The sequence below is a fragment of the Paraburkholderia sp. USG1 genome (assembly GCF_031570135.1).
GTDB classification, from domain to species: domain Bacteria; phylum Pseudomonadota; class Gammaproteobacteria; order Burkholderiales; family Burkholderiaceae; genus Paraburkholderia; species Paraburkholderia dioscoreae.
This window is the reverse complement of record NZ_JAMWXW010000032.1, coordinates 22,081-34,685: the sequence shown is the minus strand read 5'-3', so window position 1 is coordinate 34,685 and position 12,605 is coordinate 22,081. Positions and strand designations below refer to the sequence as shown.

The 12,605-nt window shown below is 60.0% G+C and carries 7 protein-coding genes and 1 pseudogene; 5 read left to right on the top strand and 3 right to left on the bottom strand.

The window, feature by feature from the left end:
• Positions 1-41: 41 nt before the first annotated feature.
• Positions 42-1,307, bottom strand: a complete 1,266-nt coding sequence (gene urtA / locus NE850_RS31630) for an urea ABC transporter substrate-binding protein (RefSeq protein WP_007176998.1) — start codon at positions 1,305-1,307, stop codon at positions 42-44.
• Between the two features lie 252 nt (positions 1,308-1,559).
• Here urtA and NE850_RS31625 point away from each other — a divergent pair, with 252 nt between their 5' ends.
• The 5 genes and pseudogenes from NE850_RS31625 to NE850_RS39550 all read left to right on the top strand — a co-directional run.
• Entirely contained in the window at positions 1,560-5,024 is a 3,465-nt protein-coding gene (locus NE850_RS31625; protein WP_232292832.1) for an ATP-binding protein, read from the top strand.
• The gene (locus NE850_RS31620; RefSeq protein ID WP_310699846.1) at positions 5,017-6,111 is read left to right on the top strand and encodes a response regulator; all 1,095 of its coding nucleotides are present in this window, start codon (positions 5,017-5,019) and stop codon (positions 6,109-6,111) included. Before NE850_RS31625 ends, NE850_RS31620 begins: the two co-directional genes overlap by 8 nt.
• Before the next feature lie 245 nt (positions 6,112-6,356).
• A complete protein-coding gene (gene rfbB, locus NE850_RS31615) occupies positions 6,357-7,418 on the top strand; it encodes a dTDP-glucose 4,6-dehydratase (RefSeq protein WP_165184707.1) in 1,062 nt (353 codons plus the stop codon).
• 10 nt (positions 7,419-7,428) lie between these two features.
• A complete protein-coding gene (gene rfbA, locus NE850_RS31610; RefSeq protein ID WP_007176994.1) occupies positions 7,429-8,322 on the top strand; it encodes a glucose-1-phosphate thymidylyltransferase RfbA in 894 nt (297 codons plus the stop codon).
• Positions 8,211-8,459: pseudogene (locus NE850_RS39550) on the top strand (dTDP-4-dehydrorhamnose 3,5-epimerase family protein); the annotation flags it as partial. The gene rfbA and the pseudogene NE850_RS39550, both read left to right, overlap by 112 nt.
• A gap of 1,361 nt (positions 8,460-9,820) precedes the next feature.
• Here NE850_RS39550 and NE850_RS31600 read toward each other — a convergent pair.
• Positions 9,821-11,347 (bottom strand): right-handed parallel beta-helix repeat-containing protein, encoded by a 1,527-nt coding sequence (locus NE850_RS31600; protein ID WP_007176991.1) that lies wholly within the window; start codon positions 11,345-11,347, stop codon positions 9,821-9,823.
• Complete coding sequence (locus NE850_RS31595; protein ID WP_035517149.1) at positions 11,344-12,588, bottom strand: glycosyltransferase; 1,245 nt, start codon at positions 12,586-12,588, stop codon at positions 11,344-11,346. Before NE850_RS31595 ends, NE850_RS31600 begins: the two co-directional genes overlap by 4 nt.
• Positions 12,589-12,605 lie beyond the last annotated feature (17 nt).

Genomic DNA, 12,605 nt, shown 5'->3' with positions numbered 1-12,605 from the left:
CACAGCGGCGAGCGCGCTTCACGCGTGGCTTGCCGCTGTGATTACTGGTAGCCCTTCGGGAACGGATTAGGCTCGATCAGATCCGGCGATTCCGCGACCACCTTGAACTGGCCGTCCACCTGCGCCTGTCCGATCCGCGTGCGGCTCCACAAGTGATGGTTCGCGTGAATCTTCACGTAGCCCTCCGGCGCGGTCTTCAATTCGATGCCCGGCGAGGCCGCCACCACCTTGTCGACGTCGAAGCTGCCGGCCTTCTCCACCGCGGCTTTCCAGAGCCACGGCCCGAGGTAGGCCGCCTGGGTCACGTCGCCGATCACGGATTTCGGCCCGTATTTCGCCTTGAATGCCGCGACGAATTTCTTGTTGTTGTCGTTATCGAGCGATTCGAAATACTTCATGGCCGAGTAGAAGCCCGCGAAGTTTTCGCCGCCAATGCCGAGCACCTCGTCTTCCGTCACCGAGATGGTCAGCAGGAACTGCTTGTCCGCGGTGATGCCGGCCGCTTTGAGCTGCTTGTAAAACGCCACGTTCGAACCGCCGACGATGATCGCGTAGATGCAATCCGGCTTGGCGATCTTGATCTTGTTGATCAGCGAGTTGAAGTTGGTGGTGCCGAGCGGGTAATACTCTTCGCCCACCACCTTGCAGCCGGTCAGATGCTGCTCGATATGCTTGCGCGCAATCTTGTTCGAGGTGCGCGGCCAGATATAGTCCGAGCCGATCAGGAAGAAGCTCTTCGCCTTCTTGGTCTGGTTCGCCCAGTTCAGCCCCCAGAGAATCTGCTGGGTCGCTTCCTGGCCGGTGTAGAACACGTTGTGCGACTGCTCCAGGCCTTCGTAGAAGGTCGGGTAGTACAGCAGGCCGTTGTCGCGTTCGAAAATCGGCAGCACGGCCTTGCGCGAGGCCGACGTCCAGCAGCCGAACACGGCGGCGACGTGATCGTTCTCCAGCAGCTTCTTCGACTTCTCGGCGAACGTCGGCCAGTCGGATGCACCGTCTTCCTGAATGATCTTGATCTTGCGGCCAAGAATGCCGCCTGCCGAATTGATCTGTTCGATCGCAAGCCGCTCGGCCTGAATCGAGCCGGTTTCGGAGATCGCCATCGTGCCGGTCGCCGAGTGCAACTGGCCCACCGTCACTTCCGTGTCGGTGACGGCAAGGTGCGTGGTGTTGACCTTGGCGGTCGGAAACTGCTGGGCCCGCGCGATGCCGGACATGGCCAGCGCGGGAGCGGCAGCGAGCCCCATCAACAGTTTGCGGCGCAGCGCCGAGGGCATGCCGGACTCGTTCTGATCATCGTGTGACATCGAATTCTCCTTGTAGTCGTGGTCGGGCGACCCGCGCTGGGAACCGGATGGCGGTGTCGACGCCACGAAAGGTAGGTAGCCAATTTGCGCGGCCCAATACGTCAGTTGACGTAGGGCGCGACAAAAATCCGCTCCCTATAATCGCGTCGGCGTAGTAGCCGCACTGGCATGCGGGTAAGGAGGCAAGCGCGAATGGAATGCAATTTGCATGGCCGCACCGCTAGTCACGCAACCCGCCGACGAAAGGCCTCGATGCACCAAACGCAACCACAGACCCCTCTGCCCGCCGGTCCCGCCACCCAAGGTGGGGCATCGCGCCCGCCGGCCGGCGGCACGCAGCGCATCGTCAAGATCCGCCGCGACTACAACGCGTGGGTCGGCGACGAGACGCTCGAGGACTATGCGCTGCGTTTCACGCCGCGCGCGTTCCGGCGCTGGTCGGAATTCCGCGTCGCCAATACGGCGATCGGCGCGGTGTCGTTTCTGGTACTCGAAGCGATTGGCGGCGCGCTGGTCGTGAACTACGGCTTTACCAACGCGATCTGCGCCATCCTCGCCGTCTCCCTGCTGATCTTTCTGACGGGCATCCCGATCAGCTACTACGCCGCACGCAACGGCGTCGACATGGACCTGCTCACGCGCGGCGCGGGTTTCGGCTACCTGGGCTCGACGCTCACTTCGCTGATCTATGCGGTCTTCACCTTCGTTTTCTTCGCGCTGGAAGCGGCCATCATGTCGCTCGCGCTGGAGCTGTATCTGAAGGTGCCGCTTTCCGTGGCCTACGTGATCAGCGCGCTCGTGATCATTCCGGTCGTGACCTTCGGCATTACCTTCATCAATCGCCTTCAGGGCTGGACCCAGCCATTGTGGCTCGTGCTGCTGGTCGTGCCGTACGTCGTGGTGTTGTGGCGTGAACCGCACGTGCTCGCGGAATGGGTGACGTTTAGTGGCGTTTCAGGCAACGGCCACGAATTCAACCTCGTCGCTTTCGGCGCGGGCTGCACCGTGGTGTTTTCGCTGATCGTGCAGATTGGCGAGCAGGTCGACTATCTGCGCTTTCTGCCGCCGCGCACGCGCGCCAACCGGTTTCGCTGGTGGGCCGCGCTGATCGCGGCCGGCCCTGGCTGGATCGTGCCGGGCGCGATGAAAATGCTGGGCGGCGCGTTTCTCGCCTTCCTCGCCATCCAGCACGAGATCGATCCGGTCAAGGCCGTCGAGCCCACGCAGATGTATCTGGTCGCGTATCACTACGTGTTCCATTCGCCTGAAGGCGCGCTTGCTGCGATGACGCTGTTCGTCATCGTGTCGCAACTGAAGATCAACGTGACCAACGCGTATGCCGGCTCGCTCGCGTGGTCGAATTTCTTTGCGCGGCTCACGCATAGCCATCCGGGGCGCGTGGTGTGGCTCGTGTTCAACGTGCTGATTGCACTGCTGCTCGTCGAGATGGGCGTGTTCGAAGCCATCAGCAAGGTGCTTGCGCTGTATGCGAACGTGGCGATTGCCTGGATTGGCGCGGTGGTGGGCGACCTCGTCATCAACAAGCCGCTCGGGTATAGCCCGCGCCATGTCGAGTTCAAACGCGCGCATCTGTACGACGTCAATCCGGTCGGCGTGGGCGCGATGCTGATCGCCTCCGTGATTGCCGCGCTCTCGCATGCGGGTGTGTTCGGCACCACGGCCGAGGCGCTGTCGTCGTTCATTGCGTTGCTGGTGGCGTTCATCTGCGCACCGCTGCTGGCCATCGCCACACGCGGACGCTTCTATCTGGCGCGCGACGGCCGCGACCTCGAAGAAGGCGCGATACTGCGCTGCGTGATCTGCGAAAACACCTTCGAACGCGAGGACATGGCGCACTGCCCGGCTTACGCCGGTTCGATCTGTTCGCTGTGCTGCTCGCTCGATTCGCGCTGCAACGACTCCTGCAAGCCGCACGCGCGACTGCCCGCGCAATTCGGCAAGTCGATGCGCACACTCTTTCCCAGGCTCACGCTTGGGCCGGCGGGTTTGCGGCTCGCACAGTACGCCGGCTTGCTGATCGCCGTGGTGACGTTGCTCGGCGGGGTGCTGGCGGTGCAGTGGTATCAGAGCGTACGCACCCTGCCCAATCTCGACACGACCGTTCACGACGTGCTGCTGCAGGGCTATCTGAAGGCGTTTTTTGCGCTGGCGCTGGTCGGATGTATTGCCGCCTGGTGGCTCGTGCTCGCCAACGAAAACCGCAAGGTCACCCAGGAAGAATCGCAGCGGCAAGCCGAATTGCTGATGCAGGAGATCGAGGCGCACCGCAAGACCGACGCCGCGCTTCAGCGCGCGAGCGCCGCAGCCGAGTCCGCCAATCGTGCCAAGAGCCGCTATGTGACGGGCCTGAGTCACGAACTGCGCACGCCGCTCAACAGCATTCTCGGTTACGCACAACTACTGCTGCAAGGCACCGACGAACTGCCGCCGGCGCGGCGCAACGCCGTGGCGACCATCTATCGCAGCGGCGAGCATCTGCTGGCGCTGGTGGACGGCCTGCTCGACGTCGCACGGATCGAGGCCGGCAAGCTGCAGTTGAACGTGACGGAGATTTCGCTGCCGGACTTCGTCGCGCAACTCGCTGCCATGCTCGAACCGCAGGCCACCGACAAAGGACTGCAGTTCGAATTCCAGACGAGCGGCCGCATGGCGGACGTGGTGCGCATCGACGAAAAACGCGTGCGGCAGATTCTCATCAACCTGATCGGCAACGCGATCCGCTTCACCTCGCACGGTTCGGTGAAGGTGCGCGCGAGCTATGCGTGGGAAGCCATTACCTTTGAAATCGCCGATACCGGGCCCGGCATGCCGGCCAGCGAACTGGAGCGGCTATTCCTGCCATTCGAGCGCGGCGCGGCGGCGCGCGAACACGATCATGGCGCGGGGCTGGGACTGACCATCTGCCGCCTGCTCACGGAACTGATGGGCGGCAACCTGGAAGTGCAAAGCGAAGTGGGCAAAGGCACGCGCTTTATCGTCAAACTGTTCGCGCCTGAAGTGCGCGCGCCGCAGTTGCTCGCGAGCGGCCCGCTCAACGTGAAGGGTTACGACGGGCCGCGCCGCACCGTGCTCGTGGTGGACGATCTCGCCGAGCAACGCCGCATCGTCGTGCAGACGCTGGCGCCGCTGGGCTTCAACGTGGTGGAAGCCGCCAGCGGACCGGAGGCGCTGCAATGGCTCGGGACCGCGTCGGCGGATCTGATCGTGATGGACGTGTCGATGCCGGACATGGACGGCTTCGAGGCGAGCCGGCTGATTCGCGACAATCATCTGTCGTCGGCGCCGGTTCTGATCCTGTCCGCCAACGCATTCGCGGACGATCGCGACAAAGGCGCCGCAGCCGGTTGCGACGACTACCTCGCCAAGCCGCTCTACATTCCGCTGCTGCTCGACAAACTGGCCGCGCTGCTGCAACTGCACTGGATCGTCGAGCCGACCGAAGCGGTAGCGGCCGCCTCCGCCGTTGCACGTGTCGACGTGACGGCGAGCCTGCCCGCCTCGTTGCGCGAAAAGCTGCATGCGCAACTGGAAATGGGTTACGTGCAGGGCTTTATCGAACAACTCGACGCCGCCGAGCATGGCGCACCGGAACTCGCCGCCGTGCTCGAACCATTGCGCGCGCTTGCGCGCCGCTTCCGGTTGACTGAACTCGCGCATCTGCTCGCGCCTACCCAGCAGGTCCATCCCGATGCATGACGAAACTTTGCTTTTGCCGCCCGACACGCAACCGGACTTGCCCGATGGCAAACCGGTCGTGCTGATCGTCGACGACACGCCCGACAATCTCGCGCTGCTTTCCGATACGCTGCAGGCGGCCGGTTACGCGGTACTGGTGGCGCTCGATGGCCAGTCCGCGCTGCAACGCCTCGCGCGCATCACGCCTGACGCCGTTCTGCTCGACGCGCTGATGCCCGGCCTCGACGGCTTCGAGACGTGCCGGCGGATCAAGGCCGATCCGCGCAACCGGCATCTACCCGTGATCTTCATGACCGCACTGACCGATAGCGAGCATGTGGTGCAGGGCTTCCGCGTGGGCGGCATTGATTACGTCACCAAACCCGTCAAGCCAAGCGAGGTCAGCGCGCGGATTGCCGCGCACGTGCAGCGCTCGCGTCAGCAGCGTCAGGCGGACAGGGTGCTGGAGATCGGTATGCGCGCGGCGCTGATTGCGGCCGCGAGCGGTGAGATCAGGTGGCAGAGCGACCTGGCGCGGCAACGGCTGGCGTGGTATGGGTCGGGGCGTGGGCTGATGGATGAGGCAAATGAAGCGGGAAATCAAGCGGCAAATGAACAGGCAAATGAAGACGGCGGCTGTCTGGCTTCGACTTCGTTCACACCTCGACGTGTTGACGAAGCCGCGCTATTGCATCACCCGCTGAGCGAAGCTGGCCTGCGTCTGCCGATGGTGCTGGAGCAATGGTTCATGCGCTGGATCGAAGCCGGTTGCGACCTGCAAGCCGCCTTCGAGACCGCCGCCGACGGCGTGCGCCGCGTTGTACGCGTATTGGGACCGGCGACGCGCGGCGAATGGGTGATCCTGCTGGAAGAGTTCGACGACGCCACTCACACCAGCGCGCTCGCCGCGCAATTCAGCCTGACCGCACGCGAAGCGGAAGTGCTGCTGTGGCTGTCGCGCGGCAAGACGAACCGGGATATCGGCGACATTCTTGGAATGGCGCCACGCACGGTCAACAAGCACCTCGAACATGTGTTCGGCAAACTGCATGTCGAAACGCGCGCTGCTGCCGCAGCGATTGCGGCGAAGGCGAGCACGCGGTATTGAGGTTTAGCGTGCCCGGGTAGGAGCGGTTCGTCGTCTCAGGGGAATTGCTCTTTCAGCACCCTTTGTCCATCGTCGCAATTATCTGGTCAATTTCTGCCACTTTCGCCTACAACAGTCGGCGTTCGACAATCATTCGTAAATGATGATTGAGCAGGCACGCGCCCGCTCCGTTCATATGCGTCCTGCCGCCCTGCCGACAGGGCGGTAATTCTCATAGTCAGCCCCGCACATTCGAAGGACAATTCATGATTCTGGTAACGGGCGGCGCCGGTTTTATCGGCGCCAATTTCGTGCTCGACTGGCTCAATGCCTCGGACGAAGCGGTACTGAACGTGGACAAGCTGACGTATGCCGGCAATCTGGGTACGCTCAAGTCGCAACAGGGCAACCCGAAACACGTTTTCGTGCGCGCGGACATCTGCGATCGCAGCGCACTCGACGCGTTGTTTGCTGAGCATAAGCCGCGTGCCGTGCTGCACTTTGCCGCGGAAAGCCACGTGGACCGTTCGATTCATGGACCGGCTGATTTCGTGCAAACGAACGTGGTCGGCACCTTCACGCTACTCGAAGCAACCCGTCAGTACTGGAACGCGCTCGGCGAGGCCGACAAGGCCGCGTTCCGCTTCCTGCACGTCTCGACCGACGAAGTATTCGGCTCGCTGTCCTCTACCGACCCGCAGTTCTCCGAAACCACGCCTTATGCGCCGAACAGTCCTTACTCGGCCACCAAGGCGGGTTCCGACCACCTCGTGCGCGCTTACCATCATACGTATGGGCTGCCGGTGCTGACCACGAACTGCTCGAACAACTACGGTCCGTACCAGTTCCCCGAAAAACTGATCCCGCTGATGATCGCCAGCGCGCTCGCCGGCAAGCCGCTGCCGGTCTACGGCGACGGCCAGAACGTGCGCGACTGGCTGTACGTGGGTGACCACTGCAGCGCGATCCGCGAAGTGCTCGCGCGCGGCACGCCGGGCGAGACGTACAACGTGGGCGGCTGGAACGAGAAGAAGAACCTCGAAGTGGTCCACACGCTGTGCGACCTGCTCGACCAGTTGCGTCCGAAGGCGGGCGCGTCGTACCACGACCAGATCACGTATGTGAAGGATCGTCCGGGCCACGACCGCCGCTATGCGATCGACGCGCGCAAGCTCGAACGTGAGCTTGGATGGAAGCCTGCGGAAACGTTCGAAACGGGTCTGGCGAAGACGGTCCGGTGGTATCTGGACAATCAGGCGTGGTCGGACGAAGTCGCCTCGGGCGAGTACCGCAAGTGGGTTGAGACCAACTACGCGCAGCGCGCGTAAGGGCACGGCAATGGCGCGTAAAGGCATTATTCTCGCGGGCGGTTCGGGCACGCGCCTGTATCCGATCACGCACGTCGTCTCGAAGCAGCTGCTGCCGGTGTACGACAAGCCGATGATCTACTACCCGCTGTCCACGCTGATGGTGGCGGGCATTCGCGACGTGCTGATCATTTCGACGCCGCAGGACACGCCGCGCTTCGAGGCGATGCTCGGCGACGGCAGCCAGTGGGGAATGAATATCCGGTATGCGGTCCAGCCTTCGCCGGATGGTCTTGCGCAGGCGTTTATTATCGGTCGCGACTTTGTGGGCAACGATCCGTCTGCGCTGATTCTGGGCGACAACATCTTCTACGGTCACGATCTGGCGAAGCAGCTGGAAAACGCCAACGGGAAAACGGAAGGCGCGACCGTCTTTGCGTACCACGTGCAGGACCCGGAACGGTATGGCGTGGTCGAATTCGACCGGCAGTTCCGCGCGCTGTCGATCGAGGAGAAGCCTGTGAAGCCGCGTTCGAACTACGCGGTCACGGGTCTGTACTTCTACGACAACCAGGTGTGCGATATCGCCGCCGACATCAAGCCATCGCCGCGCGGCGAGCTTGAAATCACCGACGTCAACTCGCGCTATCTCGCCAATGCGGCGCTCACTGTCGAAATCATGGGCCGCGGTTATGCGTGGCTCGACACCGGCACGCATGATTCGCTGATCGAGGCGGCCACGTTCATCGCCACGCTGCAGAAGCGTCAGGGGCTCGTGGTCGCGTGTCCCGAGGAAATCGCTTATCGGCAACAATGGATCGACGGCGAGCAACTGCAGGCACTCGCCAAACCGCTCGCCAAGAACGCCTACGGCAAGTACCTGCAAAACCTTCTTACGGATCAAGTGGCATGGCCATCCAAGTAACCGCTACCGCACTGCCTGAAGTCAAGATCATCGAGCCGAAAGTGTTTGGAGACGCGAGAGGCTTTTTCTTCGAGAGCTTCAATGCGAAGGAATTCGTTGCGCGGATCTGGCCTGGCTTCCGGTTCGAGACAAGCAACGTGCAGAACGATCCGGAATTGACATTGAATACCCGATCGACTGTGAACCGCTGCTTGCCACGAAGGACTCGGCCGGCAGAACGCCAACAGATTCGCAGTCTGAAATGTGAAATGAAATTCTTCGACCTGTCAGGAGCCGCGGTGAGACTGTTGCGCGCGTGTCTGTTGTGTCTTGTTGCAGTGTCCACCTCCGGCTTCGCTCAATATCGCACCGCATCGAGCCGGCAGCCCACTCCGTCGCCTTACTCCACCGGTAATGCGAGCGAATTGGACTATACGTCAGTCGATCCGGCCACATTGACCTCTTATTCATCGACAGGTTTGCCTGTGTCAGATGACTCGGACGCGTCGAAGTTGGGGCATTACAAGCGTCGCTATGCAGGCCACCAACGTCGACGGGATCTCGACGACAGAAAAAACGCCAGCAACTCGCCATACACGCCACCCGACCTCACCAAGGAAGCGACAGTAGGGAAAGATTTGATAGATGAGCCGGACTACCTCACCAGCATGATGATTGAATCCGCATCTGAAAGCGGCGACGATCTTGCCCTTGGCGATAACGACAAAAAAGGCCGTCAATCAAAGTTTCAAACGTCAAAGAAGCGGGCACTTGAGTCGTCTCTCCTCTCTCAAGGCGCTTCTGCGGACACGAGTAGCCTTACTTCCTATTCCGCAGCGACTTCAACACTTGATAACACCGAGGCGTCGCCCAACTCGAAGCGCTTCAGGCTAAGTCCTGCAATGAAGTCCTACAGGAGCATGCTGAGCGGTGTGGGCGCCAACTGACGAAGCTATTGCGCCTTCGCTTATATTGCTTGAATCCTGCTTCAGTCGCTGACCGCAACTCCCGCTGGCAAGGACCGCCCTCCGCCAGGCGGCTCCATCGCCCGCGCAAACGTTTGCTCAAAGCTTGCCGACGCTCCGCTCCGAACTGGTAGACTAAGGCGCTGCCTGCTTTGGAGCCATCGTGCGAGATTTGCGAACACTGACACGCTTAAGGAACGTTGGCGAGAGTCTCGCCCTGGTGTTCCTTGCCATTGCCGTTTGCATTGCCGTCGTGATCCGCAAGGTTTGTGGCAGCGTCGCTCGCCTGTGGGGACATCGCAAGGATCGTCCTCAACAGACTGGCGCGATGGATGAATATGTGCGGTCCCTGCATGAGGCACGCACGAGGCGCACGTCTGCCGATCGGGTCGGGCAACGTCTGGAAAAACGTCACGAATCCAGTCAACACCAGAAGCGATCGGCCAATGAGGAGAATGCTCCGACTCCTCATTGCCCGGCCGAAGACGCTCACAGCCGGGACTGAGCGCGAGGTCGCGAGCCAGTCACGCACGCGCCGAAGCCGCAAGCCGAAACTACTCATCAGGAGTTGGCGCATCGCGGAGATCCTGAACCACGTTATCTTCCACGGAAACCCTCCCCGGATTGTCGGAGCGAATCCAGGCAGTGACGCTCGCCATGTCTTTCTGTCCGGGCTCAGCAGAAAGTGAATTGGCGGACCGGGACGTATCGGTCGAAACAAAAATCCGGTTTCGGGCCACCTGCCATCGCCGGGAAAGGCTTCCCGGGCCAATCCAGATCGCGTAATAGCAATCGCCAATCAACTCGTTCTCGTAGATCCCGCCAAAATTCCAACCCTTGCTCGCCGAATTGGCACCGGTAACGACATGGCTGCCCCGCCCCAGCATCTGCTCTTTTCTCACCCTTCCGCCCGCGATCCATTGCGGAGAGAAACTTGTGTTCTGGTATATCTCGGCATTCCCCGCGCAGTAGAAATGAATGTTATTGCATTTATTCAAGACATTATTCATTACCCTGATGCCGCGATTTCGCTCGGAGATCCAGATCCCACCCACCTCGGCATATCGGCTATTCGACGCGATGGCGCACTGACTCAGCGAGTTATGGTGAATATCCACGTTCAGATTCGAGTTATTCACACCGTTGGCGTAGAAGAACTCGGAAAACCGGTCTACCGTATCTCTGGCCAGCAGAATGCCAATGGCGTCCGTTCTCGATATCTTGTTGAAGCAAACTTCACCGCCCGATACGCCGCCGAGGAAAATTCCACGAGCGGCCCCGTCCTCGCAAATATTATTTGCGATTCTGACGTTCGAGCTATATTTTTCGCCCAGACCATTTCCGACGTACGACTCCTCATTTCCCGTGAACCACGTTACGGCAACACAGTCGTCGCCCGGAAACCTCACCCGATTCGAAATAATTCTTATATTGGCTCCACAACCCTGACAGGTTATGCCGTCGGCTTTGGTGTGATGGACATCATTGTCGTGAATATAAACATTGGTCGATTTCTGCACCCAGATACCGGCCGACCAACTTCCATCGATCTCAACGCCCGAAATCTCGATCCCCCGAGCACCCTCCACATAAATGGCAAAATTATTGTCGATTCGGGTAGCCGGCGCCGATACGTAGGTTATTTTTCCATTTCTCACTTGCAGATTCTGGCATCCACCTAACCTGGACGACGATTTAAAGGTCAGCCCCGACGGCGAAGGACCTGTCGGCGTAGGCCTATCTACCAGGAGGGTCGAACCATTCAGATCCAATGTTGCGTTCTTTAAATCGACAAACACGAGCGGCTTGACGCGATACACCTTTCCCTTTTCAGCAACGACCGTGACGTTGGAACGCAAGGCACGCGTGAAATAATCCGTATCGTCGTCAATTCCGTTACCGTTCGCACCCGTTTCGTCGATGCGCACGCTAATTTTTGTGCCGTTCGCCACTGCAATGCCAGATGAAACAGCTACACCGCCCGCCGCTGGTCGCCCCAAAGATGGCAACAGAAAAGACATCCCGGCCAGGATAACTTTCGCAACGGAGCGTCTTTTCTCCAGGCGATCAACCCGTTTCATCGGCTCTCCGTCGACCGCGATCCAAACGTCTTGGCCGGTTGAACAGCATCTTCGGCCAACCCGTCAGTTTGCTCTTCCGCGGCCGGCACGATTGCGCCATACACGCCCTCATGCTGGGCCGCTATCTCGTCCCACGTGGGTGCAATATGCCTTCTCACCGGCGGATTCCACGGTTCCGTCCAGTCCAGAATCCTTGCCGCAATATCGGCAGGATCATCGCCCGCGGGAACCAGCAGCACACGCTCGTCATGCGAAGGCTCATAACCTGTTCCGCACTGCTCGAATTCGTCCGCCGCGCCTGGAAACGTGGAAAGAACCCGCGTTCCCAGTTCGGCCGAATACCAGAAACTTCCCCGTCTTGCCGATAGACCGTCGGAGAACAGTTGAAGAACTACGTCACACGCAGAGAGCCTTAACGCCAGTTCATCCGCCCGCTCGATGTAGCCGCATAATTCGATATTGCCTTCAAGTCCATTCTCCGCAATTTTCTTGCGAAAATCTTCCCGTTTTTCGTCGTGCCCATCCGGAAAATCACCGCACATAACCAGCTTCACCGCGCAACCTTTGTTCAGCAGTTCCTTGACGATATACAGCATTTTGTCCGGCTGCTTCCATTCATAGACGAACCCGAAAAAGCCTAGCACGATCTGCCGGGTGTACCCGTTATCGTCATGCGGGCTTTTTTCGGCGTGCAGGCGCGATAGCACATTTTCACGTGCCGCCAGAACATCGGCGGTTTCAAGTTCTGGAATATCGACATTCACGGCGATCGGAATCACAACCAGTTTTTGATTGCGCCTCGTATACCTCGCGATTCGTGAACTCAAAAATGCTTTCCGCTCCCGTTCGGAGGCAAAGATCAGGACGTCTGCCAGAAGAATGGTCAAGTAAACGCTTGCACGGCGCAGCACGTGCATGCTTCTCCATTCGTGCAACGTGATAGCCAGGCGGCTCGATCGAAAAAAGATCCGGCCAATGACCGGCACGACGCCAGGCATGACAGATGTTCCCCATCCTTCAACCGGATATTGAATATGTACGATATTCGATCGGCTAAAGAATCGAAGAAATCCCAACCATTTAAAAATATTTCGCGGTTTGAACCTTGAATGAACAAAGCCAATCCTGGTACCGGGAGTTGCTCGTCGGCCCAGAGCTGCCGCCACTTGTTCCGCATAGTCGCCGATACCGTCACGATCAATAGCGGGGTCGTGACCAACCACGTAGTCGACATGAATCATATAATCCTCGATAAATC

Excerpts from the sequence above, each read along its gene's own strand:
- urtA (WP_007176998.1), bottom strand. The coding sequence starts at position 1,307 with ATGTCACACGATGATCAGAACGAGTCCGGCATGCCCTCGGCGCTGCGC.
- NE850_RS31625 (WP_232292832.1), top strand. The coding sequence starts at position 1,560 with ATGCACCAAACGCAACCACAGACCCCTCTGCCCGCCGGTCCCGCCACC.
- NE850_RS31620 (WP_310699846.1), top strand. The coding sequence starts at position 5,017 with ATGCATGACGAAACTTTGCTTTTGCCGCCCGACACGCAACCGGACTTG.
- rfbB (WP_165184707.1), top strand. The coding sequence starts at position 6,357 with ATGATTCTGGTAACGGGCGGCGCCGGTTTTATCGGCGCCAATTTCGTG.
- rfbA (WP_007176994.1), top strand. The coding sequence starts at position 7,429 with ATGGCGCGTAAAGGCATTATTCTCGCGGGCGGTTCGGGCACGCGCCTG.
- NE850_RS31600 (WP_007176991.1), bottom strand. The coding sequence starts at position 11,347 with ATGAAACGGGTTGATCGCCTGGAGAAAAGACGCTCCGTTGCGAAAGTT.
- NE850_RS31595 (WP_035517149.1), bottom strand. The coding sequence starts at position 12,588 with ATGATTCATGTCGACTACGTGGTTGGTCACGACCCCGCTATTGATCGT.